13 protein-coding genes are annotated in these 19,671 nt (G+C 38.4%); 9 read left to right on the forward strand and 4 right to left on the reverse strand.

The window, feature by feature from the left end; genetic code table 11:
* Positions 1-24: 24 nt before the first annotated feature.
* From RIB54_RS19865 to ruvB, 4 genes are all read right to left on the reverse strand, one after another.
* Positions 25-3,291, reverse strand: a complete 3,267-nt coding sequence (locus RIB54_RS19865; protein ID WP_350102581.1) for a two-component regulator propeller domain-containing protein — start codon at positions 3,289-3,291, stop codon at positions 25-27.
* A gap of 114 nt (positions 3,292-3,405) precedes the next feature.
* On the reverse strand, positions 3,406-4,338 hold the full coding sequence (gene queG, locus RIB54_RS19870; RefSeq protein ID WP_350102583.1) for a tRNA epoxyqueuosine(34) reductase QueG: 933 nt from the start codon (positions 4,336-4,338) through the stop codon (positions 3,406-3,408).
* A 43-nt stretch (positions 4,339-4,381) separates the two neighbouring features.
* Positions 4,382-4,588: a hypothetical protein gene (locus tag RIB54_RS19875; protein WP_350064995.1), complete on the reverse strand. Its 207-nt coding sequence runs from the start codon at positions 4,586-4,588 to the stop codon at positions 4,382-4,384.
* Between the two features lie 221 nt (positions 4,589-4,809).
* Positions 4,810-5,838 carry a Holliday junction branch migration DNA helicase RuvB gene (gene ruvB, locus RIB54_RS19880; protein WP_350065010.1) on the reverse strand — a complete coding sequence of 343 codons (1,029 nt, stop codon included), beginning with the start codon at positions 5,836-5,838 and terminating at the stop codon, positions 4,810-4,812.
* Between the two features lie 74 nt (positions 5,839-5,912).
* Between ruvB and RIB54_RS19885 the strand changes: the two genes are divergently transcribed.
* The 9 genes from RIB54_RS19885 (at position 5,913) to RIB54_RS19925 (ending at position 19,665) form a co-directional block, all read left to right on the forward strand.
* The gene (locus RIB54_RS19885; RefSeq protein WP_350102584.1) at positions 5,913-6,947 is read left to right on the forward strand and encodes an FAD:protein FMN transferase; all 1,035 of its coding nucleotides are present in this window, start codon (positions 5,913-5,915) and stop codon (positions 6,945-6,947) included.
* A complete protein-coding gene (locus tag RIB54_RS19890) occupies positions 6,944-7,678 on the forward strand; it encodes an SAM-dependent methyltransferase (protein WP_350102587.1) in 735 nt (244 codons plus the stop codon). Before RIB54_RS19885 ends, RIB54_RS19890 begins: the two co-directional genes overlap by 4 nt.
* Before the next feature lie 57 nt (positions 7,679-7,735).
* Positions 7,736-8,026: a hypothetical protein gene (locus RIB54_RS19895; RefSeq protein WP_350102590.1), complete on the forward strand. Its 291-nt coding sequence runs from the start codon at positions 7,736-7,738 to the stop codon at positions 8,024-8,026.
* Positions 8,023-8,679 (forward strand): ATP-binding cassette domain-containing protein, encoded by a 657-nt coding sequence (locus tag RIB54_RS19900; protein WP_350102592.1) that lies wholly within the window; start codon positions 8,023-8,025, stop codon positions 8,677-8,679. The genes RIB54_RS19895 and RIB54_RS19900 overlap by 4 nt, the downstream gene beginning before the upstream one ends.
* A gap of 117 nt (positions 8,680-8,796) precedes the next feature.
* Positions 8,797-9,126 carry a PadR family transcriptional regulator gene (locus tag RIB54_RS19905; protein ID WP_155178550.1) on the forward strand — a complete coding sequence of 110 codons (330 nt, stop codon included), beginning with the start codon at positions 8,797-8,799 and terminating at the stop codon, positions 9,124-9,126.
* Entirely contained in the window at positions 9,126-11,741 is a 2,616-nt protein-coding gene (locus RIB54_RS19910) for an ABC transporter permease (protein WP_350102594.1), read from the forward strand. Before RIB54_RS19905 ends, RIB54_RS19910 begins: the two co-directional genes overlap by 1 nt.
* Complete coding sequence (locus tag RIB54_RS19915) at positions 11,734-14,367, forward strand: ABC transporter permease (RefSeq protein WP_350102597.1); 2,634 nt, start codon at positions 11,734-11,736, stop codon at positions 14,365-14,367. Before RIB54_RS19910 ends, RIB54_RS19915 begins: the two co-directional genes overlap by 8 nt.
* Positions 14,360-16,975 carry an ABC transporter permease gene (locus RIB54_RS19920; RefSeq protein ID WP_350102599.1) on the forward strand — a complete coding sequence of 872 codons (2,616 nt, stop codon included), beginning with the start codon at positions 14,360-14,362 and terminating at the stop codon, positions 16,973-16,975. The genes RIB54_RS19915 and RIB54_RS19920 overlap by 8 nt, the downstream gene beginning before the upstream one ends.
* Before the next feature lie 50 nt (positions 16,976-17,025).
* Positions 17,026-19,665, forward strand: coding sequence for an ABC transporter permease (locus RIB54_RS19925; RefSeq protein WP_350102602.1), 2,640 nt, complete (start codon positions 17,026-17,028; stop codon positions 19,663-19,665).
* Positions 19,666-19,671: the final 6 nt, after the last annotated feature.

Genomic DNA, 19,671 nt, shown 5'->3' on the forward strand with positions numbered 1-19,671 from the left:
ACCATTAAACAGAAGGAGGCCAAGTTAAACCTCATCAAATTCCACAAAGAATTTTGCGCCTTTTCCTTTGGCTCCTTCACACCATATTTTGCCGTGCATTACCTCTACATATTTCTTGGCAATGGAGAGGCCTAAGCCGCTGCTTTGCTCATTAGCCGTGGGCCTTGCAGATAACTTACTATATGGCTCAAATAAAAACCTCATTTCCTTATCAGAAATACCGGGGCCTTCATCCTCCACCCCTATTCTTACTTTACCATCTTCCACTATGGTAGATACTCGAACTTTTGAGTTTCGAGGAGAAAATTTAATGGCATTGGAAATGATGTTTTCCAGTATCTGAATAAGATAATTAGGATCAACACAGGCTTGGGGCTCTTTTTCTGACAAGTTTAATTCTATGGATGTACTCTTGGCCGCCCCTACCACCTTAAGGGTATTTACAATCCTTTGCAGTAAAGGATTAATATGCTGCGAACTCATATTAACATTGGTTCTCTTTGCATCAATGGCATTGGCGTCTAGAATCTTACCAATCATGGTGCTTTGACGGTCAATCAGGTCATTGATTAGATCAATAGAATTGGTGGTTTCTGTATTTAAATCAGGATTGATAATTTTTATGATTGAAGCCAGACCTTTGATCTGATTGAGGGGACTTCTTAAATCATGCGCGACAATCTGCATCAAATCATTCTTCTCTTCATTCAGTGCTTTTAGCTGTTCATTCTGATCAGAAATGCTTTCTTTTTGTGCCAGTATCTCTTGTTGTTGTTCCAATACTTCTGACGTTCTTTGATTCACAAGTTTTTCCAAAGCCAATTTCTGTTGTTTGATATTGCTTAGCCGAAGTTTATAGAAAATGACAAAAATCATCAGAAACGCAATGAGCAATGCGACTTTAAACCACCAACGGTCCCACCATGGAGCCAAAATTTTAATGTAGATTTTATCTCCATCTTCATTCCACAAGCCATCATTATTTGAGCCTTGAACTTTGAAAACATAATTGCCTGGAGGCACATTGGTATAATAGGCATGTGAGTTACCATCACCCTGGCGCCATCTATCGTCAAAATTCTCCAGCATGTATTTATACTTGTTGTTGACAGCATCAGTGAAATTCAGTGCAACAAAGCCAAAAGAAAAGAAATTCTGATCATGATTAAGGGTAATTGAATCTGTCTGCTCAAGCAGTTGACTTAAAATTCCAAGTGAATCTTTGGCCACCACCAATTCATTAAACAATTTGAATTCATTGATATGAACAGGCGGTATGGTCTCGTTGGTAGTAATATCTTCGGCATAAAAAGTAACTATATCAAAGCCGCCCAATAGTATCTTTCCATCTGGTGATTTATAGTGGGCGCGTCCATTGAATTCCACTCCTTTCAAATAATTATTAAAAGTCTCGGACTCAATATTAAACCTTGAAATGCCATCATTGTGGCTCATCCACAGGTAGCCAAACTCATCGTTGATTACATAGTATAATGACGGGTTGGCCAGCCCTTGCTTCTCGTTATAATGGGTGAACTTTTCGCTCTTCTTTTCAAATTTATCCAGACCACCGCCATAGGTGGCCAACCACAAATTTCCCTTTCCATCGTCATAGAGATAGGCTATTCTATCATTTGCGGGAGAGTTAGGGTTGTCATCCTGATGCTCATAATTTTTAAAAATATTTTTCTCAGCATCATAGCTGCCAAAACCCCTGGATGAATAGCCTATCCAATATATCCCGTCAGAATCTTCAACAATAGTTGAAAGATTGTTGGTCAATAAAGAGTTTGGGTTAAACGGATCATTTTTAATAACATCGAACTGGTTATTTATCTCATCATATCGGTTAAGTCCATTATCAGTGCAAATCCATATCTGGTTTTTTGAGTCTTCATAAATAAAATTAACCCTACCAGCGCTTAAACTCTTTGATCCTGTTCCAGGCAAAAAATTGATAAATGAATCAGTTTCTTTTACATATCTGCTCAACCCCGCCAAGGTACCCACCCAAATTCGGTCTTTGGAGTCTATTAATAGAAAGTTAATAGCCGAACTGCAAATTGAGCCGGCCTCAGAAGTATGAACATAGGTTTTTGTTTCCAAAGTTTTGGGATCAAGCCTTTTCAGCCCTCCAACAGAAGTGCCTGACCAGATGAATCCCTCTTTATCTTCACACAAGGCATGAATATCACCATTGGGCGCTATCAAATCTCCATTGACATCGGACTTATAAATGGTAAACATTCCGCTGTGTTTTCCGATTTTATTTAATCCCCCTCGTTCGCCTATCCAAAGATTGCTGTTATTATCCAGGTATAATGTGTTAAGCCGCGGAAAGGAGACCTGAAACTCTACAAATCTTTTGGTTTCTACATTAAAGCTTAAAAGACCTCCTCCGTCAGTTGCCACCCAAATTTCATCAGGGTCTCCGGGCAGTAGACTAATGACATTATTACTCGTTATTGAGCCGCTTGCATTAGGGTCGCTAACATATGAAATGAAACTATCTCCTTTTTTTACATTTAAACCTCCACCATTAGTACCTGCGTAAAGTGTTTCATTATTGTCCTGATAAAGTGATAATATATCATTATTGGAAATTGATTCAGAATTCTCCTGGTCATTTAAATACTTCTTAATTACCCCGGTTTGAATATTAAATGCATTAAGCCCCTTATCGGTACCTATCCAAAGTGTGTTTTTGTCCTTTTGCAAAATGCATTGCACATTATTGCTTGAAAGCGTGCCCGAATCTCTGACATTATGCTTAAAAACATCGAATGATTGATCTTGTCTATTAAACCTGTTTAACCCTCCGCCTTGAGTACCCACCCATAGCGTGCTATCTGCAGTGATATGCAATGAGATTACCCAGTTGTAACTTATAGATTTTGAATTATCCGCTTGTGTTTTGAATGATTCAAATAGCCCTGTTTTAATGTCATACCTATTGAGTCCACCGTTTCTTGTCCCTATCCATAAATCGCCATTATAATCTTCTACCATGGAGGTAATGAAATTGTCGTTTATGCTTGTTGGAACGTCCGGATCGCTCTTATAAACTGTAAAATTTAAACCATCAAATTTATTAAGCCCATCCTGTGTACCTAGCCATATGTAACCATATTTATCTTGGACAATACTATTGACAGTACCCTGAGAAAGGCCGTTGTTATTATCAAAGAAATCAAGGGTTCTGTAGTTTGCTCGCTGGGCAATACACCAGTTTGAAGTCACAAAAAACACCAAAAGGAGTGTATTTATTTGTAAAAAAGAGCGTTTGCGCATTCTTTTTGATTTGACAGTAATAAGACTATTAATCGATAATAGTCAATTTTGTTTAGGCAAGCAATCAAAATTCTCCTGCTGGGAAGAAATAACCCCGATATTTTTTGAGTGGTACTACTTAAGAAATTTAATATTCCTTTTCAACCCTTCGTATTTGGTTCTCTTAACTGCCGATTTTCTGAAGATTTCACGAAAAACTTCTTCGGTTATCTCTTCCCAATCTCCTTTGGTCATGCCCTCTATCTTTTCATGAGGCTCAAATGCAGGTTCTTGATGAGGTTTTGAAAACCTGTTCCATGGGCATACATCCTGACAGATATCACAACCAAACATCCAGTTTTCAAATTTGCCTTTTACCTCGTTGGGAATTTGTTCCTTCAACTCTATTGTAAAATATGAAATGCACTTACTGGCATCCACAACATAAGGATCAGGGATGGCATCAGTCGGGCAGGCATCCATACAGGCAGTGCAGGTGCCACAAAAGTCTTTGACCGGGCCATCAGGTGTAAGTTCGAGGTCAAGTATCAACTCAGCCAGAAAGAAAAAACTTCCACTTTGCTTATTCAGGAGCAAACTATTTTTGCCTATCCAACCAACGCCAGCCCGCTCAGCCCACTGGCGCTCCATTACAGGAGCCGAATCAACAAAAGCCCTGCCATCAACTTCACCTATTTTATTATGAATAGTTTCAAGCAGCGATTTCAGTTTGTCTTTCACCACATAGTGATAATCTTGCCCATAGGCATATTTAGCTATTTTGTAGCTGTCTGAACTAGCCAGATCCTTCTTGGGATAATAGTTATATACCAATGAAACTACCGACTTTGCTCCTGGGACAAGCAAGGTTGGGTCAAGGCGTTTATCAAAATGGTTTTCCATATACTGCATGGAACCATGCATACCTTTGGAAAGCCACTGTTCTAATTTGGGAGCCTCTTCTGATAAGAATTCAGCTTTGGAAATACCACAAAACATAAAGCCGAGATTCCCGGCTTCCTGCTTTATTAAATTCGTATTGTTTTGAATTGTAGACTTGCCTGGCATCAGCCCAAAGATAAGGGCTGGGAAAGCAATCTCAAGATATTAATTACTTATTGACAATATTCAGGCCTTTGGCCAAAATATAAAGTGGAGTTGCTATCACTGGCATCGACTTGTATTTGCCTAAAATCTTGGTATGTGTCTCATGGTCTGTTCGGGCATTAAAGGAATGATTGAAACTCATAGCCGTTAATAAGAACACCACAAAAATTCCCAGCGAAATAGTTAAGAATCTTAAATTTTCCTTTTTCATGGTTTTGATTATTTGACCAGTTAGTACCTCTTAGACGACAATTATTACAAAATGTTAAACTTTTTTTGAACTTTTTTTCAATACTTAAGTGAAGTCCACTAACCCAGTTTGGGTTAACACTTGCTTATCTCTTAAAAATCCGGGTTTAAAGCAAATAGAACAGGCTTTATTTAGTGTTTAACCATTAAAATAGTACATGAAATATTTTTAAAAAAATGTTCCTATTCGAACAGTCCGCCTGTTCTGCTGGGAGGCACAATCTTCAAATGTTTGTAAGCAAGCTCTGTGGCTTCACGGCCTCTTGAAGTTCTTTTTATGTAGCCTTCTTGTATTAAATAGGGCTCGTATACTTCTTCAATAGTCTCAGCTTCCTCGCCACAAGCCGTAGCTATAGTAGATAGTCCTACTGGCCCACCCTTAAACTTTTCGATAATAGTTGACAAAATTCTGTTGTCCATTTCATCCAATCCATGCTGATCAACATCCAGAGCTGTCAGTGCCATTTGGGCAATGTCCATATTGATGGTACCATCACCTTTAATTTCAGCAAAATCCCTTGTTCTTCTTAGCAGGTTATTGGCTATCCTTGGTGTACCCCGGCTTCTCCTGGCTATTTCATAAGCCGCATCTTTATCAATGGTTGTATTTAAAATGCTGCATGATCTATTTACAATACTGGTTAACAATTCTGCATCATAATATTCCAGTCTGGCATTGATGCCAAATCTGGCTCGAAGCGGTGAAGTCAATAGCCCTGATCTTGTAGTAGCGCCTATCAATGTAAAAGGTGCCAAGGTGATCTGTACTGTTCTGGCACTTGGTCCTGAATCCAGCATGATATCAATTTTGAAATCCTCCATGGCAGAATAGAGGTATTCTTCCACTATCGGGTTTAACCTGTGGATTTCATCAATAAACAAAACTTCATTATCCTCAAGGTTGGTCAAAAGACCCGCTAAATCCCCGGGCTTATCCAGAATCGGCCCAGAAGTTACTTTGATGTTAGTATTGAGTTCATTGGCAATAATGTGTGAAAGGGTGGTTTTACCGAGTCCCGGAGGGCCATGCAATAACACATGATCAAGGGGTTCACCACGCTTCTGAGCTGCCTGAACAAAAACCTTAATGTTCTCCACCACCTTACCCTGTCCGGTAAAATCCCCGAAGTTTAATGGGCGTAGTGCCCGTTCAAATTCCTTTTCAACAGGGCCTAAATTCTCATCATCAGCTTGCAGATAATCTTCGCGCATATATTGTCGATTTCCTGCTCTAAAGTAATCATAAGCCATTCCAAATTCATTAATTTGCGGCAAAATTTAATAATATGACCCTGCGACTAAAAAACATACTTTATACCCTGGGCTTATTTTCGGCCATGTTTTTGGTTTGGCATTATAGACAAAACACTAAGCAGGAAGTCATTTGGTTCAGTGGTAAAACAATGGGGCCGATTACTTATAACGTCAAGTATTTTGATGAGGACAAAAGGAATTTTAAACCACAGGTTGATTCTTTACTTGTAGTGTTTAATGAAAGCCTAAATACCTACATTCCTGACTCTGAAATCAGTCAGTTCAACAAAACTGACTCGTTTCGATTTGCGCTCCCTTATTTTCTGCCTGCCCTTGAAGCTGCAAGAACTGTATACGACCAAACCAATGGAGCTTTTGACCCAAGCATAGGGCCTTTGATAGATGCCTGGGGTTTTGGTCCGGGTGAGCAAGTGCGGCCAGACAGCGCACATATTGACTCACTCAGACAGTTTGTTGGCTACGACAAAATTAAATTTAACCCAGAATCAGTCGTTAAAGATGACAGTCGTACTACCATAAGCTTTAGTGCTTCTGCCAAGGGTTATGGTGTAGATGTGGTTGCTGGTTATTTAAGAAATAATGGTATTGAGAACTACTTTGTGGAAATTGGCGGAGAAGTGGTGGCTTCTGGTAAAAATCTGGAACGTAATACTCCTTGGATTATAGGAATTATGCACCCAGATTCTGATGAGATAAGTCAGTTTGCTTATGCTCAGGTAGCACTTGAAAACAAGGCCATGGCCACTTCTGGCAATTATTTCAATTATCATATTATTGATGGCGTGAAATACGGACATACCATATCACCGGCTACAGGTTATCCTATTCAGCATAACTTACTTAGTGCCTCTGTTTTTGCTGAAGACTGTCAAACCGCTGATGCATTGGCAACAGCATTTATGGTGATGGGTAAAGACAGCGCCATTGAATTTCTTAACCAGCACCCTGAATATGATGCTTATTTAATTTTTAGTCAGTCTGAAGGTTCTCTAGCAGATTATGCAACAGAAGGTATAAAGCCTTTCATAAAAAAGGCCGAAGAATGAAAAAGGAGTGGTTTGGCGAGTGGTTCAATTCCCCTTACTATCATATACTCTATAAAAACCGTGACAATGCCGAAGCGCGGAAATTTATAGACAACCTAACAGCACACCTTAAGATAACCACCGGGCATCAACTCATGGATCTGGCATGTGGCAAGGGACGACATGCCATTTACCTTAATAAAAAAGGATTTGAGGTTACCGGGCTTGACCTTTCAGAAGAAAACATAAAACATGCAAGGCAATTCGCTAATGACAGGCTCCATTTTGAAGTTCATGACATGCGACTATCTTATGAAAATCAGCAATTCGATTTTGTATTTAATCTCTTTACAAGCTTTGGTTATTTTGAAACAAAAAAAGAACATGAGGCAGCCGTTGCCTCTGTTGCTCAATCTTTAAAACCAGAAGGCAAATTTATTCTGGACTTTCTTAATCCATACACAGTAATTCATCATCTCATACCAGAAGAAATAAAGACTATTGACAATATTGAATTCCACATAACCAAGGACATCTCACCTGATGATTATATTGTCAAAAACATTCGTTTTAAAGACGAGAATAAAGATTACCAATTTGTTGAAAAAGTAAAGGCGTTGAGAAGAGCTGATTTTTTACAGTATTTTGAAAAAGCCGGTCTTGAGATTATTAGCATTTTTGGAGATTATGACCTGTCTTCCTATGTAGCTGAGGAGTCAGAGAGGATGATTTTTGTTGTGGAAAAGGTTTAAACTTTTTCTCATACGCATTAAAAAAGAAATGGCATAATTTCTGTTTCAAACTGGATAGTGAGATCACTGTTCAAGTTTTACCAAGACACAATATTATATAGCGTAATATTCAGCATTATCATTAGCATGGTAACTGGAGTACTCTGGGGAATAATAAGCCTGATCGTGATAGGCCCTGGGATTGGCACTATCATCCATAGTTTTCTCAGAAGTGAAGAACTGTACTTTTACTACAACCTCGGATACACCAAGTTCAGTTTGGTAATTAAGCTTTACCTTCTAAACCTGTTCCTCTCTCTTCCAATACTAGCTTTATACTTCTACATTCTAAGCTTCATTCCTGAATGACCCTATTCGCAAATACTATCAATCACTCCTTCAAAAGTAATCGCATTCTCGATAGTGCTGAATTAACATGTAATTCAGGAGAGATTACGGCAATTTTTGGAAGAAATGGAAGCGGAAAATCTACTCTAATGAAAATCTTATTCGGTACGTTGATTCCAGAAAGTATTTATCTTGAAATAGATAATGTGCCGACTGACCCCGCCAATGTTAGGCGATATAAGGTTATAGCATTTCTTCCACAACAAACCTTTTTACCTCTCAATACGCGAGTAAGGGATATTATTCCCATCTATTTTGATGAGAGTGACCAACAAAATGAGATTTTCTATGCTCCAAGAATGGCCTCTATAGAAAGAAAGCTTGTTAAAAATTTATCAATGGGCGAAAGGCGATATGTCGAGTTATTACTTATTTCCCACCTAGATCATCCCATTGTAATATTAGATGAACCCTTCTCTATGATTGAGCCCACGTATAAAGGCTTGGTGGCTTCATTATTAATTAAAATAAAATCGCACAAGTGTATTATTATTACTGATCACTACTATAAAGATGTACTTTCTGTTTCTGACAAAAATCTAATCCTGAAGGATGGAAAACTAACTCCTATTACAGATCATTTGGATTTAAAAGTACATGGATACCTATCTTAAGTGCACAATGAGTACCATGTTGTATTTGAGTCCATAAATTAAAACTACAATTAAGGTAAATATAACCTTCTTTAACTACCTTCGTATAAAGACTACAATTTAGTTAAAATAAATATTATGGGTAAATATAATTTAGGTGAGTTTGAAGAAATCGTCCTGCTAACGGTAGCTATACTGAAAGATGAAGCTTATGGAATTGCCATTATTGATGAGATGGAAAATAGGCTGAAGCGCTCGGTAAGCATAGGTGCATTACAAACTGTTTTAAGAAGACTGGAGAAAAAAGGCTTTCTCTCTTCAGAGTTTGGTGAAGCCACCAAAGTAAGGGGCGGCAAGCGAAAACGCTTCTTTTCAATTACTGCTTATGGCAAAAAAGTACTAACAGAAACCAAAGAACAGCGCATGGAGCTGTGGAATGCCATACCAGAATTCTCATTTAGCGCATAATGCCAAAAACTCAAAATATTACTCCTCCTCATTGGGTCTTAAGGTTCTTCCGCTGGTTTTGCAACCCAGACTTTGTAGAAGATCTTGAAGGGGATTTATTTGAACGCTTCGAAAGAAGAGTTGACGAAAAATCTCTCAAGGCAGCAAAGTGGGGATTTACTAAAGATGTAATCAGGCTTTTTAGGCCGGGCATAATCAGACCATTGACAAGTTCTCAAAATCTCAACAACATGGATATGTATACCAATTATTTAAAAATAGCATTTAGAAATATCCGTAAACAAAGAATTTCCAGTTCTCTTAACATCCTTGGTTTAGCACTAGGTATTGCCAGCAGTTTGCTAATTATACTTCATTTAAAAAGCGAATTGAGCTATGAAAATAGCTATACTAATGCGGACAATATATATCGAATTTCTAGTTTAAAATGGGCCAAATCATCACCACCACTTAAAGGCTTTTTAGAGTTTCACCTACCAGAAGCCAGTCGCATAAGTCAGGTAGCAGCATTCGGCAGCCAGATAGTTGAAACCGATGATTTTAAAGCTGAGGTAGAAAATGGATACTATGTAGATGCCGAGTTTTTAAAGATGTTTGATCTGGACTTTTTAAATGGTAATAGCCAGTCAAAATTTCATGAGCCTTACAAAATTGTCCTTACAGAAACCATGGCCAACCAATTTTTCGGCCATAAAGACCCCGTTGGAAAGGTTGTTATTCTTAATGATAGGGAAGAGTATGAAGTGATAGGCGTTGTGCAAGACCTGCCTAAAAACTCTCATCTTAAAATGAACTACTTTGTTTCCATGTCCACCTTCTATAAACAGAGGCCTGAGTCATGGACTTCGAATAAAAATTGGATGGTAACCTACACCTATGCCCTATTTGATGATCATCAGAGTGCTAAATATATAAATACCCGGATGCAGGAAGTTACCTATGATTTTTATCCTGATGATGCTAAAGAAGAGGTAGATAATGCGCAAGCCCATTTTAGAGCATTTCCGATTAAATCAATCCACCTGCATTCGCACAAAGAGCAAGAAATGAGTGCTAATAGCGACATCACTTTTATCTATATTTTCTCGGCCTTGGCTGTGTTCATCATACTTATTGCGTGTGTAAACTTCATTAACATTTTTACTACGCAAGCCATAAAACGCTCAAAAGAAGTTGGCGTTAGAAAGGTGCTAGGAGCAAAAAAAGGTCAGCTAGTATTCCAATTTCTAAGTGAAGCTTTTATCACAACTCTGATAGCCACCATGTTGGGTCTTTTCCTTGCCAACTTAGCGCTACCTGCCTATAATGAGTTGGTAGATTTGCCTATCTCTTACTCAGGGTTGCTAACTAAAACTAATATTGAAATACTGGTAGGACTAGTACTGATAGTCGGTTTTTTATCAGGAACCTACCCAGCCTTTTACATTGCCAGACAAAGCTCTGTTCTCTCCCAAAAATCTGATAAGACCCCTAATTCAATTGGAGTATTAATAAGAAAAGTACTGGTTGTATTTCAGTTTACAGTATCTATCACTCTATTAACAAGTACGCTGATACTTCTGCTGCAAACCAACTATTTAAAGTCGAAAGATTTAGGTTTCAACAAAGATCAGGTGGTAGCTATAAAATCATATGGAGCCTTTAGAACATACCTGGCCGAACACTGGGAAATTTTTCATTCAGAACTCACGCAACATACATCTATCTTAAATGCTGCACTAGCTTCAAATCTTATTGGAGACAACTTAAGCGTTGAGCACTTTACACCTCAGGGAGCAGATCCAGGCATAGATTACCCATCATCAAGAGTTATGCGCGTTGATGATAACTATATCAAAACCATGGGTATATCCTTGCTTGAAGGTCGTGACTTCGTAACAACTCAAGATTCTATTGATGCTTTTGTTTTAAACAAAAAGGCTGTTGAATCCCTGGGGCTTGAAAACCCTATTGGGGCGATCATCGAAAATAGTTCAGGGGAAGCAAAAGGTGAAATAGTTGGTGTGATTGATGACTTCCATTTTACATCGCTACACGATCAAATAGAGCCTTTGATTCTGTCTTACAAACCAGAATGGACTAATCAAATTTTAGTAAAACTGGAAGGCTCACGGATTGAGGAGTCCATGGCACAGATTGAAAGTAAAATCAAAGAAGTTTCGCCAGATGCTATTTTTGACTATCAATTTCTAGATTCGAGATTAGACGATATGTACAAAGCCGAAACCAACATGTCAAAAATTGTCAATGCTTTTTCTGTTTTGGCCATCTTCATTTCAGGTTTGGGGTTATTTGGCTTAATGGCATATGTCACCGAAATAAGAACAAAAGAAATAGGCATTAGAAAAGTATTAGGTGCTAGTGGCCTCAAGATTGTCTCTATACTGACTGGTAACTTCACCAAATTGATCCTATTGTCCATGGTCATTTCTATACCGGCTAGCTACTTTCTCGCACAAAATTGGCTGGCTCAATTTGCATTTAAAATTGATCTGTCCTGGTGGATGTTTGGTGTTGCAGGTCCAGTCATACTTGTATTTGCGCTGGTGACCATAAGCTTTCAAACATTTAAAGCAGCATTAGCTAACCCTATAGACGCTCTAAGAAATGAATAGCATTCAGCCACCAAATCTTCCTTTGCGTTTCTTCCGCTGGTTTTGTAACCCAGACTTTGTAGAAGACCTTGAAGGGGATTTATTTGAACGCTTCGAAAGAAGAGTTGACGAAAAATCAATTAGGGCTGCAAAGTGGCGGTTTATTATAGATGTGTTGAAATTGTTTCGACCATCACTAATGAAATCTCTCAAAATTCAAAATTTTAACAACACAACAATGATTAACAACTATTACAAAGTAGCCTGGCGACATATCGTTAAAGAAAAGTTTTACTCTTTCATAAATATCTCAGGCCTCGCTGTGGGTATGGCTTCGTGTATTTTTATTGCCTTTTATGTGTTTAAAGAGCTTTCTTATGATCAGTATCATGAAAACCTTGACCGTACTTATAGGATTTTGCAAGGAGCACATGCTGGTGCAGAACGTGACATACCTCCAACACCAGAAAATTTCAGATTTTGGGGCAACGCCCCTGTTGGGCCAGCGCTTAAGGAAGAGCTACCAGAAGTAGAATACTTCTGCAGGTTTACTCCCGGCCATTCTAAGCTAATAAAGGCAAATGACGAGCTATACAATGAAAAGAATGTAGTTTATGGGGACTCGACTGTCTTTAAAGTTTTCAGCTGGAACCTAATAGCTGGAAACCCAGATAAAGTACTTACAGAGCCAAATAGTATAGTGCTCACTGAAACATTAGCGAAGAAGTACTTTGGGACTACTGATGTTCTCGGTAAGACGGTAATATTAGAGCAAGTGAGGGAATGTGTAGTAACAGGTGTAATGGAAGATGTTCCTAATAATTCTCAATTCATTTTCGATGGGATCATTTCAATGGCAACCTTCTATGACATTCGTCCTGGCATATTTGATAATTGGGGGTATGTGGATTTCTACAACTACATCACGCTGAAAGAAGGTGCTAGCGTTGAATCAATAAAGCCTAAACTACAGCCACTGGGAGAAAAGTATACTTCTGACTGGGAACATGCTAATTTCTATTTGGATATTGAGCCATTGAAGGGGTCATACCTCCACTCAGTGGCAGCCAGACAAGCAGGAAAAACTGGCAGTGTTACTAACCTTATCATCTTCTCTATCATTGGGTTATTTATTCTCATTATTGCCTGCATCAACTTCATCAACCTATCAACAGCAAGGTCTTTGGAACGTGCTAAGGAGATAGGCATTCGCAAAGTAGTCGGTGCGCGGCAATACTCTCTGATTAATCAATTTTTATCAGAATTTATCCTACTAGCCCTTTTTGCAGGTGTAATTGCTATTTGTATTGTAACAGTTGCTGCGCCTTATCTTTATGAACTTACGGGAGTTCAAATTAGCATCAGCACTTTCCTTAATCCTTTATTTCTTGGCGTTTTTATCATTGGAATTTTGACCATTGGATTGTTAGCTGGATCATACCCGGCATTCCTTCTATCTAAATTTCAACCCGCCAAAGTGTTGAAAGGTAATTTTAAAACAGGGTCTTCCGGAGTGGTTTTGAGAAAAGGGCTGGTCACTTTTCAATTCATTCTAACCATAGGTCTTATCATTGGCACCTCAACAGTTTACAACCAGCTTCAATATTTGCAAAATCATGACTTAGGTTTTACCAAGGATCAAACCTTAATTCTTGAATTTGGTTTTGACGGTGAGGTATCAAGAAACATTGAGGCCATTAAAAATGAATTCACTAATCTCCCAAGTATAAGTTCTGTTTGTGCTTCCAGGGCAGTGCCTGGTGGGTATCATCCTAATGCCGGCACACTAATAGAAGACCAAAATGGTGAAATGGTACCTCACAGCCCTGCCATTTATGAAATAGACCCTGATTTTGTGCCTTTTTATGGCATCAAATTGTTGGCAGGTCGTGCTTTTTCTTATGATTACTATTCAGATTCTACAGAGGCACTAATGATAAATATGGCAGCTGCGAGGCAGTGGGGCTATACAGACCCGGAAGAGGTAGTCGGTAAAAAGTTTTCTCAATGGGGTAGAGAAGGTAAAATTATTGGTGTTTTGGATGACTTCAACTATCAATCACTACACAACGAAGTAGCTCCCCTGTCATTAAGGTATGAACCTTTTAGTATGGCCATGTTTTCACTAAAAGTAAATACTGATGATTTGTATAGCACAATTCAAAATCTCGAAAACAAATGGAAAGAACTAATTCCTCATCGCCCGTTTAGTTATTACTTTCTGGACGACAGTTTCGATCAACAATACAAAGCAGACAACCAATTCGCTGAGTTGTTTACCGCCTTTGCTATGCTTGCCATTATTATCGCTCTTTTGGGATTATTCGGACTTACTACTTATACCACATCGCAGCGCATTAAAGAAATTGGTATTCGCAAAGTCTTAGGTGCATCCGTTGGATCTATTGTGCTACTCCTCTCCAAAGATTTATCTAAGCTGCTTATAGTTGCATTCATAATAGCGGCACCATTGGCATGGTTTGCCATGACAAAATGGTTGGAAGGCTTTGCCTATCAGGCATCTATTGGCATAGGAATCTACATTATTGCAGCTATTTCAATTTCTATAATTGCTTTTGGCACCATGAGTTGGCAATCAATGAAAGCAGCATTGCAAAACCCTACCAATTCGTTGAAGAATGAATAAAATCAATCCACCAAATCTTACTTTGCGCTTCTTCCGCTGGTTTTGCAACCCAGACTTTGTAGAAGATCTTGAAGGGGATTTATTTGAACGCTTCGAAAAAAGAGCGACAGAAAATTCAATTAGGGCTGCAAAATGGGGATTTACTAAAGATGTAATCAGGCTTTTTAGGCCTGCCTTAATAAAACCAATAACTCAAATACAACAACTAAATCAACTCGACATGTTTAGAAACAATTTTAAGATTGCTTTACGTGCGCTCTGGAAAAACAAGCCATCTACAATCATCAACATGGTAGGGCTAACAATTGGCATTACTTCTTGCTTGCTTATTGCTTTGTTCATTCAACATGAATTGAGCTATGATAAATTTCAACCTAAAGCAAACCGCATAGCTAGGGTAGTAATGGAGTATAGTTTTGATGGAAGTTCAGATTCAAATGTAGGGATCTTTACTAGCACAAAAGTTGCTCCTGTTTTTTCACGCACATTTCCAGAAGTGATAAAAGGAATCCGAATGGTAGACGCTTCAAGGATTTTACTGCTCAATAATGAGCCAGTATCCGAGTCCGGTTTTATTTATGCTGATTCTTCATTCTTTGATGCCTTTCACTATGAAATACTTCAAGGTAATCCAGCCACTGCGCTCGATGGAAAAAACAAGCTAGTGCTCACTGAAAGTATGGCCAATAAATATTTTCCTGAAGAAAATGCGTTAGGAAAAATTCTTGAAGTAGGGACTGAAAAAACACCTTATGAAGTCACTGGAGTCATTCGCGATTATCCTTACACTTCGCAAATACGATTTGACTTTTTGGCTTCATTTTCATCTTTAGGCCAAAATCAGGAAGAAACATATTTCAGTGCCAACTATACCACCTATTTATTATTAAATGATGAGCATTCATTTGCTTCATTGGAGGAAAAAATCAATCCATACGTGGAAAAAGAAATGGAAGGCAGCGGGGCAAAAATCAGCTTTTCACTAGAACATTTTGACAAAATACACCTTCACTCCCCACATAGCGATTTTGTGCAAAATACCAGCGTAAGTTATCTATATATTCTGGGTGCCGTTGCCTTACTCATTCTAATGATAGTATGCTTTACTTACATTAATCTAACAACTGCTAAATCCATTGAACGTGCCAAAGAAGTAGGCATTCGAAAAGTATCTGGAGCAGTAAGAGGTCAGTTATTTTGGCAGTTTATTGTTGAATCATTTACCCTATGCCTACTTGCCATTGTGGTGAGTGTAGGTCTGGCAGCTATATTATTACCCTCTTTTAATCAGTTAATTGATCGTAGTTTACAACTTTCTGATTTGTATACCGTCAACTTTCTGTTAGTGGTTGTAAGCATTGCTATCATAATCAGTTTAGTTGCAGGAGGATATCCTGCTTTAGTCTTAGCACGCATGCAACCAGCAAAGGTGCTTAAAGGTGTTTTTAAAAATACCTCCTCCGCACGTTGGTTACAGCAATCGCTCACAATATTTCAATTTGGTATTTCGGTATTTCTTATTATTTGCACACTCGTTATTCAAAGTCAGCTTGATTTTATTCAAAAAACAGACTTGGGATACGACAGGGATCATGTAATACTACTACCTATAGGATGGAGCGATTCTCATCAATCACTTTCTACCTTCAAACAGGAATTGGCTAAAAATGCACAGATTTTAAGCGTGAGCCGCACAGCTAATAGTCCAGTAAACATTGAAAGCGGATATAGTATGCGTCTGCCCTCAATGCCTGAAAACGAAGTAATTCCAGTAAATGCTAATCCAGTGGATAACAATTATCTTGAGGTAAACGGCTTAAAATTAATTACAGGTACAAATTTTACCGGGCAACAAGTTGACGCTACTAATGAAGAAGACTGGGACCAAATGGTTTTTCATTATATCATTAACGAAAGTGCCGCAAAAAAATTAGGATGGACTCCTGAAGAGGCTATTGGTCAGGAGATGATATTAAATAAGGAAGGCATAATAGTTGGCGTTATTCAAGATTTCAATTTTCAATCACTTAGAAATGACATCAACCCTTTAGTATTGTTCACAGCTAGTTGGGGAGGAAAACTACTTGTAAAAGTAAATGGAAATGATATGCCCTCAACCCTTGCATACATTGAAACACAATGGAAACAGTTTATGCCAGATAGACCATTCAGTTATCATTTTTTAGATGAGGATTATAATCGATTATATGAGACAGAGCTCCAGTTGGGCAAAACCATGAATTTGTTTTCAGGCATTGCAATCATACTTGCCTGTTTGGGTTTGTTTGGGTTAACCTCTTATATGATTCAGCAACGAAAGAAAGAAGTCAGCATCCGAAAAGTACTAGGTGCTTCAGTCTGGAGTCTACTCAACAACTTATCCAGCAACTTTGTAAAACTTGTATTATTGGCTATTCTCATTGCTTCACCTATTGCTTATTTATTAATGCAAGAGTGGTTAAGTGAATTTACCTATCGTATTAATTTGCCCTGGTGGGCCTTTGCTCTGGCAGGATTAGTTGTTGTGTCCATTGCAGTGCTCACGGCAGGCATACATGGTTTAAAAGCTGCAACAGCTAACCCTGTGAACAATTTAAAAAGTGAATAAATAGAGGTTGATTCTCAAAACAGAAAAATAACTAACCATTTCTAATTGAATTGAAAACAATTAAGCAGCATCCACCTAAACTCCCCCTCCGCTTCTTCCGCTGGTTTTGCAACCCAGACTTTGTAGAAGATCTTGAAGGGGATTTGTTTGAACGCTTCGAAAGAAGAGTTGACGAAAAATCAATTAGGGCTGCAAAGTGGGGATTTACTAAAGATGTTATCAGGCTTTTTAGGCCGGGGATAATTAGGCCTTTGGAAGGCTCTGAAAATTTAAACAATTATGGTATGCTAAAAAATTACTTTACTATCGGATGGAGAAGCCTCACAAAAACCAAAGGCTATTCCTCATTAAATATCGCTGGATTAGCCCTTGGGGTAACAACAGCTTTGCTAATAGGGCTATGGATTTTCGATGAATTATCCTTTAACAAACATTATGACAATTATGATAAAATAGCGGCTGTTCTACAGCACAATACAGTCAATGGCGAAACAGATACTTGGGGGAGTCAATCTTATCAATTAGGAAGTGCACTCAAAACTAACTATAGCAACTATTTTGATCATATAGTTACTTCCTCTTTTCCATATAATTCAATTTTAGCACTGGATGATAAAGCCTTTAATGTTACTGGTTGCTACATGGATGAGCAGGCTCCTGAACTGCTTTCTTTGCCCATGCGTGAAGGCACCAGAACCTCATTTGACAATGCTACGACTATCCTAATCTCCTCCTCTGTAGCCAAAAGATTTTTTGCGGAAAGTGAGGCAATCGGCAAAATACTAAAGATTGACAACGGTAGGGAATTAAAGGTTACCGGTGTTTATGAAGACCTCAAATCTACAGATAGCTTCAAAGGAGAGCTAGGTTTTATAGCTCCTTTAGATATTTTGGCCGGAGGTGGTACTGGCATGTTCAGTGCTGGAGGAACATATATAGGTTGGGGAAATAACTGGCTACAAGTATTTGTAACCCTGGCTGATAATGTTACCATCAATCAAGCTTCCTTAGCCATAAAGGATGTTAAAGCCAACAATATTCTTCCTAATGATTTCGGTGCCAAGTTTAAGCCAGAGCTCTTCCTTTATCCAATGGCAAAATGGCGGTTGTACTCTGACTTTGAAAATGGAGAGAATGTGGGTGGTCGCATACAATATGTATGGATGTTCGGCTCAATTGGAGCGTTTGTTTTATTACTCGCCTGTATCAATTTTATGAACCTAAGTACAGCTCGTTCTCAGAAGCGTGCTAAAGAAGTAGGTGTTCGCAAAGTAATCGGATCACAAAGAGGTCAGCTAGTCTGGCAGTTTACTATAGAGTCTTTTATCTTAGTAATATTGGCATTTATTCTGGGTATTGTATTGGCTACACTCAATCTAACTTGGTTCAACGCAGTAGCTGAAAAAAGTATTATAATACCTTGGTTCAATAGCGCTTTCTGGTTCATAATTTTAGGTAGCGTTCTAATTATAACGCTCGTCTCCAGTAGTTATCCGGCTATTTTCCTTTCAGGTTATAAGCCCATAAAAGCACTAAAAGGCACCTATAAATTAGGCAAGGGAGCAGCTCTACCTCGTCAGGTATTAGTCATTGTACAATTCACCGTATCCATTACTCTAATTATCGGAACCACAGTAGTCTATCAACAAATACAGTTTGCAAAAGATAGACCTCTGGGGTATAACTTAAACGGTCTGATGAATATCCCTATTAAGACAGAGGAGGTAAGAAAGAATTTTGAACGATTTAGAAATGAGTTAGTAGCTGGGAATATAATTACTGATGTTTCTGCTTCGGAAACCTCTGTAACCAGCATTTGGCCCTCAGATGGAGGATATGAATGGGAAGGAAAAGATCCTGATATGGAACCTCATATCTATCGAGGGGCAGTAAGTCATGATTTTGGCAAAACAGTAGGTTGGAATATTATTGATGGTCGTGATTTCTCGAAAGATATTGCTTCAGATTCTTCCGCTATGATATTAAATCAAGCCGCTGTTGATTATATGAACCTTACTGACCCTGTTGGACAAATGATAAAATCCTATGGAAAGGATTACAAAGTAATAGGAATAGTGGAAAATATGCTATCGCAATCTGCTTACTCTCCTAGCAATCAAACAGCCTTCATTATAGCCTCTGAGGGACGTCTAAATTTAATTCATGCGAAGATCAACTCAGGTATTAGTGCTTCTGAAGCGATAGATGAACTTAATAAGGTATTTAAAAAATATAATACAAGTACTCCATTTGAATATTCTTTTGCCGATGATGAATTCGCTGAAAAATATGCTTTTGAGGAACAGGTGGCCACCTTGGTGGGAATATTTACTACCCTGGCCCTTTTTATTAGTTGTCTTGGCTTGTTTGGTCTTGCCTCTTTTATGGCAGAGCAAAGAGCCAAAGAGATAGGCATAAGAAAAGTTATAGGAGCATCTGTATTCAAGTTATGGAAATTGATGTCTAAAGATTTTGTTATCCTAGTCTTTATTTCAGCATTTATTGCCATTCCGTTAAGTTACTATTTTATGGAAGGTTGGTTAAACGATTATCAATATAGAACAGCATTAAGCTGGTGGATTTTTGGTTTAGCAGGAGCGGCCGCATTGGTGGTAACATTGGCTACCGTAAGTTATCAATCCATAAAAGCAGCATTGGCTAATCCTGTAAAGAGCTTGAAAGCAGACTAATATTTG

The sequence above is a fragment of the Fulvivirga sp. genome, assembly GCF_040218215.1.
In the GTDB taxonomy this organism is placed as follows: Bacteria; Bacteroidota; Bacteroidia; order Cytophagales; family Cyclobacteriaceae; genus Fulvivirga.

What these genes read in the sequence shown, in the direction of transcription:
- RIB54_RS19900 (WP_350102592.1), top strand. Translation starts at nt 8,023, where the DNA reads ATGACCCTATTCGCAAATACTATCAATCACTCCTTCAAAAGTAATCGC.
- RIB54_RS19875 (WP_350064995.1), bottom strand. Translation starts at nt 4,588, where the DNA reads ATGAAAAAGGAAAATTTAAGATTCTTAACTATTTCGCTGGGAATTTTT.
- queG (WP_350102583.1), bottom strand. Translation starts at nt 4,338, where the DNA reads ATGCCAGGCAAGTCTACAATTCAAAACAATACGAATTTAATAAAGCAG.
- RIB54_RS19885 (WP_350102584.1), top strand. Translation starts at nt 5,913, where the DNA reads ATGACCCTGCGACTAAAAAACATACTTTATACCCTGGGCTTATTTTCG.
- RIB54_RS19865 (WP_350102581.1), bottom strand. Translation starts at nt 3,291, where the DNA reads ATGCGCAAACGCTCTTTTTTACAAATAAATACACTCCTTTTGGTGTTT.
- RIB54_RS19905 (WP_155178550.1), top strand. Translation starts at nt 8,797, where the DNA reads ATGGGTAAATATAATTTAGGTGAGTTTGAAGAAATCGTCCTGCTAACG.
- RIB54_RS19915 (WP_350102597.1), top strand. Translation starts at nt 11,734, where the DNA reads ATGAATAGCATTCAGCCACCAAATCTTCCTTTGCGTTTCTTCCGCTGG.
- ruvB (WP_350065010.1), bottom strand. Translation starts at nt 5,838, where the DNA reads ATGCGCGAAGATTATCTGCAAGCTGATGATGAGAATTTAGGCCCTGTT.
- RIB54_RS19890 (WP_350102587.1), top strand. Translation starts at nt 6,944, where the DNA reads ATGAAAAAGGAGTGGTTTGGCGAGTGGTTCAATTCCCCTTACTATCAT.
- RIB54_RS19920 (WP_350102599.1), top strand. Translation starts at nt 14,360, where the DNA reads ATGAATAAAATCAATCCACCAAATCTTACTTTGCGCTTCTTCCGCTGG.
- RIB54_RS19910 (WP_350102594.1), top strand. Translation starts at nt 9,126, where the DNA reads ATGCCAAAAACTCAAAATATTACTCCTCCTCATTGGGTCTTAAGGTTC.